At 75.2% G+C, this 19328-nt stretch carries 16 protein-coding genes and 1 pseudogene; 8 read left to right on the top strand and 9 right to left on the bottom strand.

Going from position 1 to position 19328, the window contains the following annotated elements; all coding sequences use genetic code 11:
- Positions 1-64: 64 nt before the first annotated feature.
- The 4 genes from ACGFQ9_RS20970 to ACGFQ9_RS20955 all read right to left on the bottom strand — a co-directional run bounded on the left by ACGFQ9_RS20970 (position 65) and on the right by ACGFQ9_RS20955 (position 3599).
- Positions 65-589, bottom strand: coding sequence for a hypothetical protein (locus tag ACGFQ9_RS20970; RefSeq protein ID WP_393575550.1), 525 nt, complete (start codon positions 587-589; stop codon positions 65-67).
- Between the two features lie 127 nt (positions 590-716).
- Positions 717-1835 carry a hypothetical protein gene (locus tag ACGFQ9_RS20965; RefSeq protein WP_393575549.1) on the bottom strand — a complete coding sequence of 373 codons (1119 nt, stop codon included), beginning with the start codon at positions 1833-1835 and terminating at the stop codon, positions 717-719.
- A complete protein-coding gene (locus tag ACGFQ9_RS20960; RefSeq protein ID WP_393575547.1) occupies positions 1832-2443 on the bottom strand; it encodes an ankyrin repeat domain-containing protein in 612 nt (203 codons plus the stop codon). Before ACGFQ9_RS20960 ends, ACGFQ9_RS20965 begins: the two co-directional genes overlap by 4 nt.
- Positions 2444-2561: 118 nt before the next feature.
- Positions 2562-3599: an FAD-dependent oxidoreductase gene (locus ACGFQ9_RS20955; protein ID WP_393575546.1), complete on the bottom strand. Its 1038-nt coding sequence runs from the start codon at positions 3597-3599 to the stop codon at positions 2562-2564.
- 106 nt (positions 3600-3705) lie between these two features.
- On the opposite strand from ACGFQ9_RS20955, the gene ACGFQ9_RS20950 reads away from it, so the two are divergent.
- On the top strand, positions 3706-4290 hold the full coding sequence (locus tag ACGFQ9_RS20950; RefSeq protein WP_393575544.1) for a TetR/AcrR family transcriptional regulator: 585 nt from the start codon (positions 3706-3708) through the stop codon (positions 4288-4290).
- A 402-nt stretch (positions 4291-4692) separates the two neighbouring features.
- Here ACGFQ9_RS20950 and ACGFQ9_RS20945 read toward each other — a convergent pair whose 3' ends face one another.
- Positions 4693-5490 carry a glutamate racemase gene (locus ACGFQ9_RS20945; protein WP_393575542.1) on the bottom strand — a complete coding sequence of 266 codons (798 nt, stop codon included), beginning with the start codon at positions 5488-5490 and terminating at the stop codon, positions 4693-4695.
- A gap of 103 nt (positions 5491-5593) precedes the next feature.
- Between ACGFQ9_RS20945 and ACGFQ9_RS20940 the strand changes: the two genes are divergently transcribed.
- From ACGFQ9_RS20940 to ACGFQ9_RS20920, 5 genes are all read left to right on the top strand, one after another.
- The gene (locus ACGFQ9_RS20940) at positions 5594-6838 is read left to right on the top strand and encodes a glycosyltransferase (protein WP_393575541.1); all 1245 of its coding nucleotides are present in this window, start codon (positions 5594-5596) and stop codon (positions 6836-6838) included.
- Positions 6839-7146: 308 nt separating this feature from the next.
- Entirely contained in the window at positions 7147-7716 is a 570-nt protein-coding gene (locus tag ACGFQ9_RS20935; protein WP_393575539.1) for a DUF6643 family protein, read from the top strand.
- A 43-nt stretch (positions 7717-7759) separates the two neighbouring features.
- Positions 7760-8581 (top strand): MOSC domain-containing protein, encoded by an 822-nt coding sequence (locus ACGFQ9_RS20930; RefSeq protein ID WP_393575537.1) that lies wholly within the window; start codon positions 7760-7762, stop codon positions 8579-8581.
- A 283-nt stretch (positions 8582-8864) separates the two neighbouring features.
- Positions 8865-9563, top strand: a complete 699-nt coding sequence (locus ACGFQ9_RS20925) for a hypothetical protein (protein WP_393575988.1) — start codon at positions 8865-8867, stop codon at positions 9561-9563.
- A gap of 139 nt (positions 9564-9702) precedes the next feature.
- A complete protein-coding gene (locus tag ACGFQ9_RS20920) occupies positions 9703-12405 on the top strand; it encodes a right-handed parallel beta-helix repeat-containing protein (protein ID WP_393575536.1) in 2703 nt (900 codons plus the stop codon).
- 31 nt (positions 12406-12436) lie between these two features.
- Here ACGFQ9_RS20920 and ACGFQ9_RS20915 read toward each other — a convergent pair.
- Positions 12437-14839: pseudogene (locus ACGFQ9_RS20915) on the bottom strand (hypothetical protein); the annotation flags it as partial.
- Positions 14840-15024: 185 nt separating this feature from the next.
- Between ACGFQ9_RS20915 and ACGFQ9_RS20910 the strand changes: the two are divergent.
- A complete protein-coding gene (locus ACGFQ9_RS20910; RefSeq protein ID WP_393575535.1) occupies positions 15025-15519 on the top strand; it encodes an SRPBCC family protein in 495 nt (164 codons plus the stop codon).
- Here ACGFQ9_RS20910 and ACGFQ9_RS20905 read toward each other — a convergent pair.
- Together ACGFQ9_RS20905 and ACGFQ9_RS20900 are read right to left on the bottom strand one after the other, a co-directional pair.
- Positions 15492-15848 (bottom strand): hypothetical protein, encoded by a 357-nt coding sequence (locus ACGFQ9_RS20905; RefSeq protein ID WP_393575533.1) that lies wholly within the window; start codon positions 15846-15848, stop codon positions 15492-15494. The genes ACGFQ9_RS20910 and ACGFQ9_RS20905 overlap by 28 nt on opposite strands.
- 158 nt (positions 15849-16006) lie before the next feature.
- The gene (locus ACGFQ9_RS20900) at positions 16007-17173 is read right to left on the bottom strand and encodes a PLP-dependent cysteine synthase family protein (RefSeq protein ID WP_393575531.1); all 1167 of its coding nucleotides are present in this window, start codon (positions 17171-17173) and stop codon (positions 16007-16009) included.
- A 248-nt stretch (positions 17174-17421) separates the two neighbouring features.
- On the opposite strand from ACGFQ9_RS20900, the gene ACGFQ9_RS20895 reads away from it, so the two are divergent.
- A complete protein-coding gene (locus ACGFQ9_RS20895) occupies positions 17422-17955 on the top strand; it encodes an ATP-binding protein (protein ID WP_393575530.1) in 534 nt (177 codons plus the stop codon).
- Between the two features lie 54 nt (positions 17956-18009).
- On the opposite strand, the gene ACGFQ9_RS20890 is transcribed toward ACGFQ9_RS20895, so the two are convergent.
- Positions 18010-19254 carry an ROK family protein gene (locus tag ACGFQ9_RS20890; RefSeq protein WP_393575528.1) on the bottom strand — a complete coding sequence of 415 codons (1245 nt, stop codon included), beginning with the start codon at positions 19252-19254 and terminating at the stop codon, positions 18010-18012.
- Positions 19255-19328: the final 74 nt, after the last annotated feature.

Here is a 19328-nt window from a genome sequence, read left to right as displayed (position 1 = left end):
CCTGTGCCGCCCGAAGCAGGGCGCCGGCTGCCGCGGGGCTCCGGTGCCCGCCGCCGGCCCCGTGTCACGGGGCGAGGGCCCGCAGGTGGGCGCGGATGACCCGGACGGCGTTCTCGGCGTCGTCGACCGTCACGGTGAAGATCTTCCCGTCGGCCAGCCGGAGCTCCAGGGCCTCGCCGCGGCGGATCACCACGCACATGCCCCGCTCGGGACGCCAGCGCAGACCCCAGCCGCCCCACTGCTGCGGGGTGACGCTGGGCAGGAACTCCGCCGAGCTGATGTGGGCGAGGCGGATCCGGCGCCGCGGCAGCCCTATGTGGCCGCAGCGCACCTCCACCGCCTCCGCGTCGACGGTGACGTGCACGTGGACGAAGGCGAGCGTGCCGTAGAGGATCAGCAGGCCGACGGCCAGGCAGCCGACGACGGCCATGGCCATCGCCACGGTGCCCGAGGTCCAGGAGGAGCCGACGGCGAGTTCCACGCCGAGGACGATGCAGGCGACGCCGACCACGGCGAGCAGCCATTGCCCGCGGTTCCGCGCGCTCCCGGTCCACAGCGGACCCGGGGGGTGACCCGGTTGACCCGTCATGCTTCGCAGCGTACTCAGCTTCCGCACGCACGCCACCGCCTCTCGGCCACTTGGTACAGGGGCCGGCACCCGCCGTCTGCCCGTACCGGCCCCGGCCAAACCCGGCCCGTACCGGGAGCCGTCGTGCCTAGAGCACGGCGATGCCCAGGGGGCGGGTGCCCGCGGGAAGGCGGCGCGCGGTGCCGTCGGAGAGGCCGACGACGGTGAGCCCGTTCCAGTGACCCTCGCGGGTGTGGCCGCCGGTGACGTACGCCGTCCGGCCGTCGCGGGAGACCGCTACGTCCTCGTGCGGGCCGTCCAGCGGGTACACCCGCTCGGTGCCGTCGGGCGACCGCACGGTGAGCGAGGGGCCCCTGCCCTCCTCCACGGCGCCGGTGCCGACGACGAGGAGGCGTCCGTCGGCGGTGAGAGCGGCCCCGTGCTGGTGGGTGTCGGCCGTCATCGGTTCCACCGCGACCGCGCCGCTCCGCGGGTCCACCACGGCCAGCCGCTCCCCTTCGAACGGCAGCAGCAGCCGGCCGTCGGCCGGGCGCACGACCGCGTAGTGCGGCTTGAGCCAGGAGGCGAGGCCGCCCTCGGTGCCGTACGGGGCGACCTCGATGCGGCGGGGCGCGAGGGTGCCCGCGTCGACCACCGTGACGTCGAAGGAGTCGTGACCGGTCACGTAGACCTCGCCGCCGTCGCGGGCGACGTCCACGTCGAAGGGGCGGCGGCCCACCGGCACGGTGGCGGTGACCTCGCGGGCGGCGGTGTCGATCACCTCCAGCACGCCCCGGCGGCCGGGGACGTTGACGCCGACGTAGACGCGCGAGCCGTCCGGCGCGAGCGCGATGCCCATGCCGCCGCCGCGGTACTCACCGGTGCCTGCCGGGCCCGTGCCGGTGGCGTACGGGATCCGGGTCACCCGCATACGGGTGCGGGTGTCGACGACCGCCACGCCCTCGGCGGTGGCCACCCAGGCGAGGCCGTCCGGTCCGACGGCCAGCCCGTACGGTGCGGTGCCGACGGGGACGGAGCCGACCGGGCCATGCTCCGGATCGACGAAGGTCACGGTGTCGGCGCCGAAGTCGGCGACGAGCAAGGTCCCTTCGGGGGTGGGCCGGCCGACGGCCGGCGGGGTCCCGGCGGCGGGCGAGGCCCCTGCACGGGTGCCTCCGCTCCCGGCCGGGGAGCAGCCCGCCAGCAGCACGGCGACGGCGGGGACGACGACGAGCAGCGCCCGCCTCCACCCGGTCCGGGACCTCACCGCCCCGGCCTTTCCTGCGCCGCGCGCAGCAGCCGCGCCAGACCGTCGAAGCCGCGCCGCACCGCGTGCTCGTACGCCGTGACCCCCTTGGAGTCGGCGAGCCAGGGGTCGGCCCCGGCGGCGAGCAGCAGCCGGACGACCTCCTCGTGGCGGAAGTCGCCGTCGCCGAGGATGACCGCCTCCAGCAGGGCGGTCCAGCCGAGCCGGTTGACGTGGTCGACGTCGATGTCCGTCTCCGCCAGAACAGCACGCACGTATCCGACGTGCCCGCGTTCGGCGGCCGGGATGAGGGAGATCCCGCCGAACCGGTTGCGCTGCGTCAGATCGGGCCCGGCCGGGAGCAGGACCCGCATCATGCGGACGCTGCCGGTCACCCCGGTGACGAGCCAGGGACTGTCCTCCCGGGCGTCGGGGGCGTCGGGGTCGGCTCCGGCGGCGATCAGGACCTCGGCCACGGCGACGTGGTCGCCGAGCACCGCGAGCAGCAGCGGCGTACGGAGGTCCTCGTCGCGGGTCTCCGGGGCGGCACCGGCGTCGAGCGCGGCGCGCACCGCCCCGGTGTCCCCGGCCCGGGCGGCATCGAGCAGCATTCGGTCGTGCGGGTTCATGCCCCCATCCTGGTCCGGCCCCGCCCACGGAACGGTCCCCCCGCCGTCGCTCCCTGAGCCCCCGCCCGGCCGACCCGCCCATCATCCGATCGGCCGATCCGCCCGAGCACGGCCTCCGCTAGGCCGGAAGCAGGCGAACCAGTCCGTCGCGCAGCGCAGGCCGGCGGGCCGTCACGAAACGGTGCAGGGTCCGCGACCCGAGGGCGACCCACTGGGCGCTGCGTCGGCGCTCGGCGTCGTAGGCGGCCAGAGCGGCGGGCAAGGCGCCACGGCCGTGTGCGGCGACCGCCCGGGCCAGTGCCTCCGCGTCGAGCAACGCGGTGCAGGCCCCCTGGCCCAGGTTCGGGGTCATCGCGTGTGCGGCGTCGCCGACCAGCGCGGTCCTGCCGCCGTGGACGAAGGCGGGCAGGGCCGGGTACAGGTGGCGCATCCGGTACCGGATCCAGGTGGACGGATCCGTCTCGGCGAGGATCCGGGGGATCGGGTCGTGCCAGCCGGCGAAGCTCTCCCGCAGCTCCTCCGCACCGGTGGCCTCGGGGACCGTGGCGTACCAGTTGGTGCGGCCGGGCTCCACCGGGGTCATGCCGAAGAACCGCCCGCGACCCCAGGTCTCGCCGTACACGCCGGTCTCGAAGCCGGCGATGCCGATCCAGGCGACCGTGCCGACCTCGCGCGGCGCGCTGCGCTCACCGAAGGCGCCCGTGCGCACGGCGCTGTTGATGCCGTCCGCGCCGACGACGAGGTCGGCGCCGGTCCCGTCCGGACCACCGAACGCCGTCCCGTACTCGACGGACACACCGCACCGGTCCACTTCGGCGAGCAGGACGTCCATGAGGCGGGGGCGGGACACCAGGATCTCCGGCCGGCCGGCCCGGCGTTCGATCCGCTCCAGCGGGAGCGCGGCGAGGACCGTGCCGTCCGGACGCCTGATGCGGGCACCCCGGTACGGCACGGCCCGCGCGCCGACGGCAGCCCCCAGCCCGAGCCGGTCGAGGGCATCCTGTGCCGTGGGGTGGAGTCCGAACGCGGTGCCGTAGCGCTCAAGCTCCGTGCGCCGCTCCAGCACCCGGACGGCCCAGCCGGCCCGGCGCAGGCCGATGGCAGTGGCGAGGCCACCGACCCCCGCCCCGATCACGATCGCGCTTCCCCGCTCCATGGAGTACCCCTCCCCGAAAGCCGACAACCACCACAACAGTGGTACCACAGCCGGGGTCCTTTGGTCACCCCAGCTGTGGTACCACTGGTGTGGTTAAGCTGCTCCCGTGAATCCTGACCGGAGGGACCTGCTGCGGGACGCGGCCATCGCGGTGCTGGCGGAAGCGGGCGGGCGCGGCCTGACCCACCGTGCGGTCGACGCGGCGGCCGGCGTACCACTGGGCACCGCCAAGAACTACTTCCCCACCCGTGACGCACTGCTGCGCGCGGTCGCCGGCCGCTGCCTGGAGCAGTACCGGGAGCGGGCCGCCGCCATGGCGGGACCGGGCCCGGCCGACCGGGCCGGGCTGGCCGCCCTGCTGAGCGGGCTGCTGCGCGACGTGGCCGGCCCGGGCCGGCCACGGGTCCTGGCCTACCTGGAACTGCAGACCGAAGCCACCCGCCGCCCCTGGCTGGCGGAACTCCTCGACGTCATCGGCGCGGGCGACTTCGCCGCGCACCGCGCCCTGCTGGCCGCCTCCGGCCTCCCCTCCGACGCGGCCACCGTCCGCGCCCTCACCCTCGCCCTGCACGGCGCACTCCCCCACCTGCTGGCAGGCACGCCCGCCGCCCTGGCCGCGGCAGGGCTGGACGACCTGAACACCTTCACCCGCGACCTGCTGAACACGATCTGCCCCCCGGCCGCCTCATGACACACGGCTCCGGCCCCAAGCCGCCCGCATCCGCCGACAAACAGGAGCGCGTAGCGATCTGAGGCGCGTGGGCCGAGCCGGATTACGTAGATCTGATCGACTTCACTGCTGCGTCCGCCCGAAGGGCGGCTGGCCGAGCGGAGCTGCTGCTCATGCCTGCCAACGCCACCGCTGAAGGGGCCTCGGTCCCCCCGTGCCATCCCCCCGGGGCCGCCCGACAGTCCTTGTCGTTCCGGGACGGACGTCGGGGTCAAGGGTGGCCGAAGGCCATCGCGAAGCGACGCGACAAAGTCGCGCCCTTGACGCCGGCGGCCGGCACGGAAGGACACTGGGACTGACGGGCAGCCCCCGGGCGCCTCGCTCCCGCCCAGCCGAAGCCACCCACCCAGAACTACCCCCAGCTCACCCAGCGACCGGAGCGCCCTCCGCGGCCGTCAGCAGACGACCCTCCGCGTACCTGAGCGCCTCGGGCGGCAGCTGGGACTCGCGGCCGCTGAGCAGCACCGTCAGCCGTCCGGTGGCCGGCCGGTCCTCCGCGGGCCCGGCGCCCAGCCGGCGCAGGGCCTGGACGGCCACGGGCAGCGCCGAACCGTGGAACGTGATCTCCGCACCGCCGGTGCGCTCCGCGAGGGCGGCGCGTACGGCGTCCTCGACCAACTCGTAGTGCGTGCAGCCGAGCACCACGTCGGTGACGTCGGGGGGTGTGAGCTCCGCGGCGGCCGCGACCGTCCGGACGATGGCCTCCTCGTCCGCCCACTGCACGGCGTCCGCGAGCCCCGGGCACGGCACCTCGGTGACCTGCGCGCCCCCGGCGAACTCCCGGATCAGCCCCGTCTGGTACGGGCTTCCGGTGGTGGCGGGCGTGGCCCAGATCGCGACGCGGCCGCCGCCCGCGGCGGCGGGCTTGATGGCGGGCACGGTCCCGATCACGGGGATGCGCGGTTCGAGTTCCGCCCGCAGGGTGGCGAGCGCGTGCACCGAGGCGGTGTTGCAGGCGACGATCAGCGCGTCCGGCGCCAGGGCCGCGGCGGCACGCGCCACCTGCAGGGCGCGCCCGGTCAGGTCCTCGGGCGTACGCGGCCCCCAGGGCATCCCGTCCGGGTCGGAGGCGAGCACGAGATCGGCGTCGGGGCGCAGCCGGCGCGTTTCGGCTGCCGCCGCGAGGAGGCCGATTCCGGAGTCCATAAGCGCGATCTTCACCCGGTCACTTTAATCGACGCCCGCCGTGCGGGGCGGCTCCCCCGGCGGTCCGGTCCCGCGCGTCCGCGCCCCCGCCGGGGCTCGCCTCGGGCAGACTGCCCCGATGGGCCTCGTCACCGTTGCCGCCGTGATCTCCCTCGCCGCGTGGTTCTGGCTGCTGCTCTGCAACGGAATGTTCTGGCGGACCGACGTCCGGCTGCCGGCGCACGTCCCGCACGCCCGCCCCGCCGGGAAACCCTGGCCCTCCGTCGCCATCGTCGTCCCGGCCCGCGACGAGGCCGACGTACTCCCCGACAGCCTGCCCTCCCTCCTCGCCCAGGACTATCCCGGCCCGGCCCGGATCTTCCTCGTGGACGACGGGAGCACCGACGGCACCGCCTCCGTCGCCCGGCGCCTCGCGGGCCTGCTCGCCGGGGACGGCCTGCCGCTCACGATCACCTCTCCCGGAGACCCGCCGCCGGGCTGGACCGGCAAGCTGTGGGCCCTGGAGCACGGCATCGCGCTCGCCCGACGGTCCGGCCCCGGCCTCTCCCCCGTACCCGCACCCGTACCCGCACCGGCACCCGCACGCACCCCCACCCCCGACTACCTCCTCCTCACCGACGCCGACATCGCACACGAACCGGACAGCCTGCGCGCCCTGGTGACCGCGGCCGAGTCCCACGGCCTGGACCTGGTGTCCCAGATGGCCCGGCTCCGCGTGGCCACGCTCTGGGAGCGGCTCCTCGTACCGGCCTTCGTCTACTTCTTCGCCCAGCTCTATCCCTTCCGCCGGGTGAACCGCCCGGGATCCCGGACCGCCGCCGCGGCCGGCGGATGCGTCCTCCTGCGGACCGAGGCCGCGATCCGGGCGGGGGTGCCCGCCTCCGTCCGGCAGGCGGTCATCGACGACGTGTCGCTGGCCCGGGCCGTCCAGCGGTCCGGCGGCCGTATCTGGCTCGGTCTCGCGGAACGCGTGGACAGCGTGCGCCCCTATCCGAGGCTCGCCGACCTCTGGCGGATGGTGTCCCGGAGCGCCTACGCCCAACTCCGCCACCGGCCGTCGCTCCTGATCGGCACGGCGGCCGGCCTGACCCTCGTCTACCTGGTCCCGCCCGCGGCCCTCCTCCTCGGACTCGCCGCCGGCTCCCCCCTCGCCCGGTCCGCCGGAGGGCTCGCCTGGCTGCTGATGACCGCGACCTACGTCCCGATGCTGCGCTACTACCGCCTGACCCCCGCGCTGGCGCCGGCGCTGCCCTTCACCGCCTTCCTCTACCTGCTGATGACGGTGGACTCGGCGGGCCGCCACTACCGGGGCCGCGGCGCCGCGTGGAAGGGCCGGACCTACCCCCGCCCGAGCGACGCCTGACCGGGCCCCTCTCCGGCCTCCGCTCCGGCCCCGGACACCACCCCCACTCCACCGCCGAACCGGACTCCGCCCCCGACCCGCAACCCACCCCTGAGCAGGCATCATCCCGACCTGACACGCCATCAAACCGGAGGCCGGAGCAGAGGCGTGTATGAGTACGAGAAGTGGCAATCAGGGGCGGAAGTGACGAAACGTGCACGTGAACGTCCAGTGAAAGGTGTGGCGCTGACCTGCGAATATGCAGGTCAGCGCAGGGTTCGGGGCCCCTTGCTATGGACCCGGTGAAGTCGTGGGCTTAACTTATGCCCATGACCTCCCCCCGCTCCGCGTATGGCGGCGGTTACTACTCCGCGCCCTCCTTCCCGGACACCCCCATCTACGACTCGCTCGTAGCCGAACGGGGTACCCCGCAGATCGCCCCGATCCGCGTGCCCGCCGCCTACGACTCCGCCCCGAGCAGCGGCTACCAGAGCGGCGGCCCGAGCAGCCACCTGCCCGCGCTGGCCTCGTCCCTGCCCGCGCTCCCCGCCGCCCTGCCGGCGCTGCCCGCGGCGCCGGTGCACGCGCAGCAGGCCCCCGGCGGATACGGGTACCCGTACCAGCAGCAGGCTCCGCAGCCGATGGCACTGCAGCAGGCGCCCGCGCCGTACATCCCGCAGCAGCAGGCCCCGGCCCGCGGCTACGTCCCGCAGCCCCAGGCGCCTTCGCAGCCGCAGCCCATGCCGCAGCCCATGCGGCCGGTGGCCGCGGGCGGGTACGAGGCGATGCGTCCGGCCACGCCTCGGCCGGTGCAGGCCCCGGTGCAGATCCAGGTGCCGGTCCCGTCCTTCGAGGACCCGTACGGCGGACGCCAGTACCAGGGCGGTCGCGGCTACTGACGGCGGACTGGGGAGCCGGCCGCACGGCTGGCAGGATGCACCCATGTCGCGCATGTACGTCCAGGCACTCCATGTCCACCCCGTCAAGTCGGTAGCGGGGACAGCTCCCGACGAGGTGGCCGTGGAGCCCTGGGGACCCGCCGGGGACCGACGGTGGGCCGTCGTCGACGCCACAGGCAACGTCATCACCCAACGCCAGCAGCCGAGGCTGGCATTGGCGGGAGCCCGTCCGCTGGGGGGCGGCGGGATCACGCTCTCGGCACCGGGCATGCCCGACATCACGGTCGAGGTGCCCGAACCGGACATACTCGAACCGGTTCTGCTCTTCGGCAAGAAGGTGGACACGGTCCCCGCCGACCCGGCCGCACACGCCTGGTTCAGCACCTACCTCGGCGAGCCGGCCCGTCTGGTGCACATGGACGACCCGGCCGAGCGCCGCTCCGTGGACCCGGAGTACGCGCTGCCCGGCGAATCCGTCAGCCTGGCCGACGGCTATCCGTTCCTGATCACCACCCTCGCCTCGCTGGACGCCCTGAACGAGCTCATCGCGCAGGGGGCCCACCCCGGGGAGGGGCCGCTGCCCATGGACCGCTTCCGGCCGAACGTGGTCGTGGCCGGGGCGACCGCCTGGGCCGAGGACGACTGGCAGCGGGTCGAGATCGGCGACGCGGTCTTCCGCGGGGCCCGGGAGTGCGGGCGGTGCGTCGTCACCACCACCGACCAGCAGACCGCACGGCGCGGCAAGGAGCCCCTGCGGACCCTGGCCCGGCACCACCGGATCGGCAAGTCCCTGGCCTTCGGACGGCTGCTCGTACCGGTCCGGACGGGCACGATCCGCGTGGGCGACGAGGTCCGCGTGCCGTAACGGCCCTGAGCGGCCCGCCCACCCCGCCCCCCCCCACCCCCACCGAGCCCCGCCGAGCCCACCGAGCCCTCCACCGGAACACCACCTTCGGGCTGTTCTTCCGCCCTCGCGGAACCGCCGCACCCGAAGGCCGCGTTGATCCGTTCGGGAGGTGCGGGTGACGCACTTCCCGCACCTCCCGGAATGCGCGCCCGCCGCGCGTGGGGGAGGCTGGGCCGAGGGCCTGCCCGCCGTGACCGGGCGCGCAGGCAAACGGAGGCAAAGGGGGTGCCCGACCGTGCGGATGGCAACAGGGGTGTGGCGGTGGCGGAGGAATCCGCTGCGCCGGCGCACCGATCTGATCGAGGCCTGGGCGGCGTTGACGACGCTGGTGTGCCTGCTCGTCGTGGCCCCGGCGATCGGCTGGCTCTCCGGTCTGAGCGTGGACGCCACCCTGCAGCGCGCCGCGCGAGAGCAGCGGCAGGAACGGCACCTGGTGCCGGCGGTGGTGGTCCGCACGGTGGCCGGACAGCCTGTGCCGACGCAGGCACAGGCACAGGCACAGCAACGAGCCCCAAAGCCAGACCAGCAACAGACACAGCCGCAGGACCGGCAGCAGGACCGGCAGCAGGAACAGCAGCAAAGCCGGCAGTCCCCGCTGCAGGGCCCGCAGCGGACCAGGGTCCTCGCAGCCTGGACCGCACCCGACGGCAGCACCCACCAGGGCGCGGTGCCGGCCGCCGAGGAGCCGCCGCGGCCCGGCGACCGGTTCCGGATGTGGACCGACAGCGGGGGCAGGCCGGTTGCCCGGCCGCTGGATCCGTCGGCCGCCGCCCTGCACGCCGGGCTGGCCGGCCTCGCGGCCGCGCTGGCCGTCGCCGCGCTGGTGGAAACGGTCCGGCGGATGGTCATCCGCAGGCTGGTACACCGGCGCTACCAGCTCCTGGACCGCGCGTGGGCGGCAGTCGGCCCGGACTGGGGCCGTGCGGGCGCGGGCAGTTGACCGCCGCCCCGTCTCCCCCGCCCGGGGGCCGCGTACCCGACCTGGCAACCCACCGGCCCCACGCGCGCTACGGTGGACCGACGCACCGGACGACAACCGGCGGCGTCGACGGCGACGAAGGCGGGGGCACGACAGCACCATGGCTCAGGGCACGGTCCAGGTGACGCACGGCGGGGCCTCGCGGTGGCGGCGTCGCGCCGGGGAATATCCGACGCTGACCGCCGCCCTGGCCGCCGCCGGGGACGGCGACGTCCTCTCCATCGCTCCCGGCACCTACCGGGAGAACCTGGTGCTGCGTCATGCCGTCACGCTGCGCGGGCCGGAGGGCTCGGCCGGTGCCGTGCGGATCGCCCCGGCCGACGGGGTGGCGCTCACCGTGGCCGCCTCCGCCGTCGTCCAGGACCTGCATCTGGAGGGCCAGGACCGGACGGCGCCCGCGCTGCTCGTCGAGGACGGCGCCCCCGAGATCACCGGCCTGCGGATCAGTGCCCGTTCCTCGGCCGGCATCGAAGTCCGCGGCGGCGCCCGCCCGACGGTGCGCCGGTGCACGGTGGAGAATCCGGCCGGGACCGGGATCACCGTCCTCGACGGCGGCGGCGGAGTGTTCGAGGACTGCGAGGTGGCCGCCTCCGGGCAGACCGGGGTCCTGGTCCGCGGCGGTGGCCACCCGCGCCTGGAACGGTGCCGGATCCACCATGGCACCGGCGCCGGCATCGGTGTCACCGGCGAGGGGTCCGCGCTGGAGGCACTGGGCTGCGAGGTGTACGAGATCCGGGGCACGGGCGTGCAGATCGCGGCCCGGGCCGCGGCCCGGCTCACCGACTGCTCGGTGCACCGCACCACCGCGGACGGGGTCACCCTGGACACCGACGCGGTGCTGGCACTGGCCGGCTGCGACATCCACGACGTCCCCGAGAACGCGGTGGACCTGCGGTCCCGTTCGGTCCTCACGCTGAGCCGCACCACCGTGCGCCGGTTCGGCCGCAACGGCCTGTCGGTGTGGGACCCGGGGACCCGGGTGGACGCCGACTCCTGCGAGATCCACGACAGTACGGGCGACTACCCGGCGGTATGGGTCAGCGACGGCGCGACCGCCTCGCTCGCCTCCTGCCGGGTCCGTGACGTGCCGGACGCACTGTTCGTACTGGACCGGGGCTCGCGGGTCGACGTGGTCGACAGCGACCTGGAGCGGGTCACCCGGACCGCGGTCTCGGTCAGCGACGGGGCCGCCGCACGGCTGGACGACTGCCGGATCCGGGAGGCTGCGACCGGCGCGTGGTTCCGCGACCACGGCAGCGGCGGGACCCTGTCGGGCTGCACCGTCGACGGCGTGCAGACCGGGGTGATCGTCACCAAGGGGGCGGACCCGGTACTGGAGCGCTGCACGGTCGGCTCCGCCGTGGAGGCCGGGTTCTACGTGTCGGCCGGCAGCCAGGGCAGTTTCACCGGCTGCCGGGTCAGCGGCAGCAGCGGCTTCGGATTCCACGTGATCGACGGCTGCCGCACGGAGCTGAGCCACTGCCACACCGAACGCTGTGCGCGCGGCGGCTACGAGTTCGCGGAGGACGGGCCGGTCGCCCGGGACTGCACCAGCGACGAACTGCCGCAGCGGCCGGGCGTGCTGGGCTTCTCCGGAGCGGGCACCGCAGGAGCCGGGTCCGCGGTGCTCTCCGCCGTCACCACGCCCGCACCGGGCGGTCCGCGCCCTTCCCCGGCGGCCCCCGGACCGGCACCGGCCGTCCCGGCGGCCTCCGCCTTCCGGACGGCGACGACGACGGCCGTGCCCGCACAGCCCACGGGACGGGACACGGGACGCGACACGGGAGGCGTCGGGGACCCGGCTCCGGCCACCGGACCGGACGGACGGCACGCGGACGGCCGGCAGGCAGACGGAGGGCACACGGACGGATGGCACGCGGACGGACGGGCCGCCGGCCTGCGCCGCTCCGCCGAAGTCCTCGGCCAGCTGGACGCCCTGGTCGGCCTGGACAGCGTCAAGCGCGAGGTGCGGGCGCTGACCGACATGATCGAGGTGGGCCGGCGGCGTCAGCAGGCCGGCCTGAAGGCAGCCTCGGTGCGCCGCCACCTGGTCTTCACCGGCTCCCCCGGCACCGGCAAGACCACCGTCGCCCGCCTGTACGGGGAGATCCTCGCCTCCCTCGGGGTGCTCGAGAGCGGCCACCTGGTCGAGGTGTCCCGGGTGGACCTGGTCGGGGAGCACATCGGGTCGACGGCGATCCGCACCCAGGAGGCCTTCGAACGGGCCCGCGGCGGTGTGCTGTTCATCGACGAGGCGTACGCGCTCGCCCCCGAGGACTCGGGCCGGGACTTCGGGCGGGAGGCGATCGACACCCTGGTGAAGCTGATGGAGGACCACCGCGACGCGGTCGTCGTGATCGTGGCCGGGTACACGGCCGAGATGGAGCGCTTCCTGACCGTCAACCCCGGGGTGGCGTCCCGGTTCTCCCGGACCATCACCTTCGGGGACTACGGGCCCGGAGATCTCCTCCGGATCGTCGAGCAGCAGGCCGACGAGCACGAGTACCGGCTGGGCGCGGGCACGCCCGAGGCCCTGCTGGCGTACTTCACCGAGCTGCCGAAGGGCCCGGCCTTCGGCAACGGCCGGACCGCCCGGCAGACCTTCGAGTCGATGGTGGAGCGGCACGCCGGACGGGTCGCGCAACTGACCGCGGACCGGGAGCCGAGCACGGACGAGCTCACCCTGCTGTTCCCGGGGGACCTTCCGGAGCTCCCTGCGCCGCCGGCGGTGCGGGTGGCCGTCGTGGGACTGCCGGAGCGCCCGGAGCATCCGGATTCGCCGGGGCTTCCCGCTTCCCGCTGAGCCGCGGACCGGGCAGGGCGGCCGGCCCCGGCCCGGCGTCCGGCCCCGAGGCGGATCCTGCCTCGCCGCCCGGGTGCTCGCGTACGGCGAGCCGCCGCAGCAGCGCCGCGCGCTCGGCGGCGAAGACGGGGTCCGCCGGGTAGTCGGAGTGGCCGAGGATCGGAGCGGGCAGCGGGTGCAGTTCCGTACGCCCGTACGCGAGCGGGTCGGCCAGCGGGCCGCGGTCGACGTCCTCCCGGTCCCGTTCTCCGGTGCCGGACAGGACCGGGCCGCCGATCGGGTCGGTCGCCCGCCAGAGGTTGCGCCAGCAGTCCACTTCCCGGTGCAGGGCGGCGAGGTCGGCCGGGCCGAAGTACGCCGGGAACCAGCGCCCGTAGAGGCGGGCCAGCGGGGAGCCGTGGGTGAGCAGCGCGACCCGTTGGCGGACCTCCGGCGGCAGCTGCCAGACGGCCGCCGCCGCGAGCACGCTGCCCTGGGAGTGTCCGGAGAGGACGAGGTGGCCGCCGGTGCGGGCGGTCCAGCCGGTGATCCGCCAGGTCAGGTCGGGCACGGCTCGCTCGGCGTAGCAGGGCGGGGCGAAGGGGTGGGCGGCACGCGGCCAGAAGGTGCCGACGTCCCAGAGGATGCCTATGGTGCGGCGGGCGGAGGCGTCTCGGTACGCGCGGCGGCCCCAGGTGACGAACAGCAGGAAGCCGAAGCCGATGAGCCAGGACCCGGCGTCCTGCGCGGCGCCCGCGGCGTCCTCCAGCAGCCGGTGCGTGCCGTGTGCGGCCTCCTCCGGCACTTCCCCGGTGAGCCAGGCACCGGCCAGCGCGCCGGCGCCCAGGAACAGGGTCAGCCCGGACACGGCGGCCACGAACCAGGGCGTGGAGTCGGTGAGTCCGGCGGCGGCGCGGGCCGCGGCGATCCGGCGGCTGCGGTCCCGGTCGTACGGCTGGCCCGGGTACTCGGATGCCACGGTGGCCGCGATCCGGCGTCGCAGCCGGGCCCCGCGCAGCCCGAACAGGACGGCCGGCAGGAGCAGGCCGAGCAGGAGCGGGGGCAGTACGGCGGCCTGCCAGGACAGCAGCACGGGCGGTCCCGGCAATGGCGCTCCCGGCGTTCCCGGGGTGCCCCCGCCGTCGAGCCAGTCGGCCACGCGCTGGGCGACCCCGCCGGTCATCACCCCGCCGAGGGCGCAGGCGAGCAGGGCGACGGCGGGCCCGCCCAGTCCCCCGAGGGCCGCGGCGCTTCCGGTGCCGGCGGCGGGGGTACGCGTGGCTGCGCTGGTACGTGTGACGGCGGGGGTACGCGTGGCGGCGGGGGCCTCCGCCCGGCGCAGGGACACGGTGGCCGCCACCAGGGCCAGGGCGCAGCAGCCCTGGCCGAGCATGATCAGGCCGAAGGCGGCGTCCCCGGGAAGCCGGCCGGTCGCGGTCCAGCCGGGGCGGGACCAGCACGCGTACCCGGTGCAGAGGGCCAGCAGGACGAGGGCGCCGCCGGGCATCAGGGTGACCACCGCCCGGTCGATCCGGTGGTCGAGCCGGGTCTCGGCGCGGCCTCGCCGGCACACCACCCACAGCACCACGGCGGCGCCGGCCGCGAGTGCCGCCTGGGCGCACCAGCCGAACCCGTCCGGTGGACCGTCCGCGGCCCGCCGGTCGTACCAGGCGGTGGGTACGGTCACCCCGGCGGCGACGGTGAGCAGCCCGGCGGCGGTGTGCGCGGCGCGGAGCCGGGCCACGAGCCGGCGGCCGTACCAGAATCCGGGCCGGCCCAGGGCCGGGGTGCCGTCCGTGAGGACGGGAGCCGGGTGGGGGTGGGTGGTGTCCGTCCGGGGCGGGGCCTGGGATTCGTACGCGCTCCAGGTGCGGTTGGACAGGTACCAGAGCAGTCCGGTGAGCCCGGCCGGGACGAGCGCGGCGAGCGCGAGGCGGCGGCCCGGCTGGAGGCCGGAGAGGAAGCCGAGCCAGGACCGGGAGGCGGTGCAGTGCGCGGAGCCGGCACACTGCCAGGCGGCCAGGTCCAGGGCGACCTCGCAGGCGGAGGCCACGAGGAGCACGGTCAGGCTGAGGGCGACGAGCCGGACGAGCACTCCGTACGCGCGCTGGGCGCGGCCGTCCGCGGGGGCGGCCGGACGGGCCCAGTGGGCGAGGTTGGCCACCATGAAGGGCAGGAGCAGCAGCCACAGGGCCCGGGCGCCGTTGCCGGAGGTGAGCCTGGACCAGCAGTACGCCTCGGTGACGGGGTGCCCGGCGTACCGCCCGGGTTGGGCTTCGGCGTCGGCGTCCTCGGCCCGGCGGAAGACGGCGGCGGTGTCGTCACCGGTGACGCGGACGGTGCGAGGGTCGCCGAGGAGTTCTTCCGGGGAGGGGCCGCCTACTCCGTGGACGTGGAGTTCGAGCGCGAGCCGGGGCGGGCGCACGGCGGCGGCGGAGGGAGCGGGTTCGGTCACGGCGGAGGGCTCCCTCCTCACGGGACGGAATGTGGGTGTTATGCCCGCTCCGTGCTCCGTACGATCCGCCCTCCCCCGGCAGATATCTGACGTCGAGTCAATTATGATGCGGCGGCTGCACCCCGCAGCGCACCGCGACACCCTGAGACGTCCCGGATCCCGGACGACCGAGGAGGCAGCTCCCCATGGCTCGCGCACTCCGCCCCGTCGGGCTCGAATTCATCGACTCCGCCCCGGTCAGGCTGGTCTTCACCGCCACGGCTCGCGCCGCCCCCGGGACCGTCTACCGGGCGCTGGCGGAGGACGTGGCCGCCTGGCCCCGCTGGTTCCGCGCGGTGGCCCTGGCCCGGCCGACGCACGGCGGTTCCGGCCGGGAGGTCAGGTTGCGCGGCGGGGTCCGCATGCAGGAGACGATCATGGCCGCCGATCCGGAACAGCGGTACGCCTACCGGGTGGACGAGACCAACGCGCCCGGGGTGCGGGCCCTGCTGGAGGAATGGCGGCTCGCCCCGGCCGGCTCCGGCACCCTGGTCCGCTGGACCTTCGCCGCCGACGGGAACACCCCGTTCCGGCTGGGCCTCACCGCGGGCCGGCCGGGCCTGGGACTCTCCTTCCGCCGGGCGGTCCGTGCCCTGGACGGCCTGCTGGCGGCTCAGGAGTCCCGGCCGGGCCGCCAGTAGGGAAGCGGCAGCCGGTGGTGGTCGGCCGCATGGCGGTGCCGTACCGGGAGCACGTCCACCTCATCGGCCCGGGCCGTGCGCAGAGGCCCCCGCGGGCTGTTGACCAGCCCGCGCACCCTGCCGGCACTGATCCGCAGCCGCTGCCGGGCGGCCCGCTCCAGCGCGGCCTCGTACCGGTCCATCGCCGCATCGGCGGTCTCCGCCGGCTGCCGGACCACCCGGACCCGCTGGGGCCGCGGCCGCCGCCCGGCCTGCGCCGCGGCGCGCATCTCCCGTGCCCCGTACCGCAGTTCCCGTACCACCAGCCCGACGGTCCAGTCGCGCGCCACTGTGTCCCCGCCCTTCCCCGCCGCAGGTCAGGCCGCCCGGAGCGGGCCTGAGTCCGCACACGCTACCCACCCGCCCCGGCCCCGGCCAGGGAATTGCCGGGCGGGACGGGGGAGGCGGAGCGGGGAGAGGTGGAGCGGGGGGAAGCGAAGGCGCCGGGTCAGGCGCCCGGTTCGCGCCAGATGCCGGTGGAGAGGAAGGTCTCGAGCGTTTTGGCGTAGGGGGCGATGTCGAGCTTCTGCGCCGCGAGCCAGTCGTCCGAGTAGTACTTGTCCAGGTAGCGGTCGCCGGGGTCGCACAGCAGGGTGACCACGCTGCCGGTGCGGCCCTGCGCCACCATCTCGGAGACGATCTTCAGGGCGCTCCACAGTCCGGTGCCGGTCGAGCCGCCCGCCTTGCGGCCGATGGCCGCTTCCAGCGCGTGGCAGGCGGCGACGCTCGCCGCGTCCGGGACCTTCATCATCCGGTCGATGGCGCCGGGAACGAAGCTCGGCTCCATCCGGGGCCGGCCGATGCCCTCGATGCGGGAGCCGCAGTCGCCGGTGACGTCCGGGTCGTGCGTCGTCCAGCCCTCGAAGAACACGGAGTTCTCCGGGTCCGGGACGCAGACCCGGGTGTCGAGCTGCATGTAGTGGACGTACCGGGCGATGGTCGCGGAGGTGCCGCCGGTGCCCGCAGTGGCGACGATCCAGGCCGGTTCCGGGTACCGCTCCAGCCGGAGCTGCTGGTAGATCGACTCGGCGATGTTGTTGTTGCCGCGCCAGTCCGTGGCCCGCTCGGCGTAGGTGAACTGGTCCATGTAGTGGCCGCCGGTGCGCTGCGCGAGCGCGGCCGACTCCTCGTACACCTTCATCGGGTCGTCGACGAAGTGGCACTCCCCGCCGTGGAATTCGATCAGCCGGCACTTCTCGGTGCTGGTGGTCCGCGGCACCACGGCCACGAACGGCACGCCGATCAGCTTCGCGAAGTACGCCTCGGAGACGGCCGTCGAACCGGACGAGGCCTCGACCACCGGGCGCCCCGGCCGGATCCAGCCGTTGCACAGCGCGTACAGGAACAGCGAGCGCGCGAGCCGGTGCTTGAGGGAGCCGGTGGGGTGCGTGGACTCGTCCTTGAGGTACAGGTCGATGCCCCACGCCTCGGGCAGCGGGAAGCGCAGCAGGTGGGTGTCGGCGGAGCGGTTGGCGTCCGCCTGGACCTTCCGGACGGCCTCCTTCAGCCAGGCCCGGTACTCCGGGTCGCTGCGGTCCACGTCCTCGGTGACGCCCTGGGTGACGCCCTGGGTGACGCCGCCGTCGACGCCCTCGGTGATGCCTGTCGCGCTCATGCCCTGCTCCTCTGTCCGTCAACCCCGCCCCGTCTTCGCAATGTACCTCTCCCACCTGCACAAACAGTCACTTTGGGTTTGCATAGGGATCTCTTGGACCCCCCGCCGGACGCGGCGCGGGACCGCGTTCCTCCGCGGCCGGCCGGGACGGCGTGCGACGGGTTGCGACGGGAGGGTCCCTGGGTGACTCTGGTGTGGCATCACAGAGGGTGCACCACCCGTAACACTCATGTCGGGGAGTAGCAGCCGTGATCAGTCCTTCCCGCAGGCACTGCACCGTCGAGCTGCAGGCCTTGCCCTCGCGCATCCGCCAGGTCCGCAGGATCGTCTCCGCGCAACTGCGCTACTGGCAGCTCGATCCCCTCATAGACCGGGCCGTACTCGGCGTCACGGAGCTCCTGAGCAACGTCCACCGGCATGCTCAGCCCGACAAGACGTGCACCGTGGAGCTGGAACTGCGGCTCGGCCGGCTGACCGTCTCGGTCCACGACAACGACCCGCGCCTGCCGGTGCTGACGGCGGCCGATCCGCTGGGAACCCACGGGCGCGGCCTCGCCCTCGTCGAGGCGGTCAGCGAGAACTGGGGGGCCCAGCACCTGGCCGGCATCGCCGGGAAGGTGGTCTGGTTCTCCCTCCACGCGGCCGATCCGCCCGCTCCCCCGGCGCATCCGGTACGGATCCTCGCGGCGCCGGCTCCCGAACCGGCGGCCATCCCCGATCCGGCACGGACCTTCGTGCACCGGATCGGCGCCCAGGCCGGCACGCCGACGACCCCGGGCTGAGCCGGCCCGGACCGGACCAGCCGACCGGCCCCGGACCAGCCGGCCGGGCCCGGATCAGCCGACCGGGCCCAGGGCACCCAGCGGGTCGTCCAGCACCGGCTGCCACGCCAGCTCGGCGGCACCCACCAGGCTGTTGTGGTCCAGGGTGCACGGCAGGATCGGCACCCCGCCGCTGCGCCCCCACAGGCTGCGGTCCGCCACGACCGCGCGCAGCCGCTCCGGGTCGGCGTGCAGCAGCTCCCGGTGCAGGCCGCCCAGAATGATCCGGTCCGGGTTGAGGATGTTCACCAGCCCGGCCAGGCCGAGTCCGAGCCGGTCGACGATCTCCTCCGCGGCCGCGCGGACCGTCGGGTCGCCGTACTCCGCGCGCAGCAGGTCCCGGGCCTGCTGCAGCAGCGACACCTCCGGACCGGGGGTGCGGCCGGCGGCGGTGAGGAAGGCGAGGGGGTCGGCCTCCACGTCCAGGCAGCCGCGGCTGCCGCAGTGGCACGGGCGGCCCTCCGGGTTGACGGTCAGGTGGCCCACCTCCAGGGCGAGACCGGAACTTCCGCTGTGCAGACGGCCGTCCAGCACCAGCGCGCCGCCCACGCCGCGGTGGCCGGTGGCCACGCACAGCAGGTGCTGGGCGCTGCGTCCGGCGCCGTGCCGGTGCTCGGCGAGCGCCGCCAGGTTGACGTCGTTGCCGGTGAGCGCCGGCCCGTCGATCCCGGCCGACTTCACGCACTCCGCGAAGACCGCCCGTACCGGGGAACCGGCGGGCCAGGTGAGGTGCAGCGGGTTGAGGGCCGTCCCCTCCGGCTCGGCGACGGCGGAGGGCACCGCCAGCCCGGCGCCCACGCAGCGCCGCCCGCTCCGGTGGAGCAGGGCGGCACCGGTCTGGACGACCTCCCGCAGCACGGTGGCGGGGTCGGCGGAGACGGTACGGCCGGGCGCGGTGGCCACGATGCGGCCGCCGAGGCCGACGAGCGCGGCACGGAACCCGTCCGGGTGGATCTGCGCGGCCAGGACGACGGGCCCGTGCTCGTCGACGGACAGCCGGTGCGAAGGACGGCCCTGGCTGCCGCCGCCGCCCGCGGCGCCGGGCCGGGAGTCGACCCGGATCAGGCCGAGGGCCTCCAGCTCCGCGGCCACGGCCCCGGCGGTGGCCCGGGTGACGCCGAGCTCCGCGGTGAGCACGGCCCGGGTCGGCGCGCGGCCGGTGTGCACCAGCTCCAGCGCGGGCCCGAGGGCACCCCTGCCCCGTTCGAGCTTGGTGCGCGAGGAGCCCGTGCTGCCGTTGCCGTTGCCGCTGCCGTTCATAGAGGCGATCCTCGCATGATCGGCGCACCGCTCATGCGCCGCATCCACCCCGGGGGCCGGAGCAGGGGATCCCC

The sequence above is a fragment of the Streptomyces sp. NPDC048603 genome, from assembly GCF_043199475.1.
GTDB lineage: Bacteria > Actinomycetota > Actinomycetes > Streptomycetales > Streptomycetaceae > Streptomyces.
The sequence above is the reverse complement of the archived record's forward strand: the minus strand, read 5'-3'. Positions and strand labels throughout refer to the sequence as shown.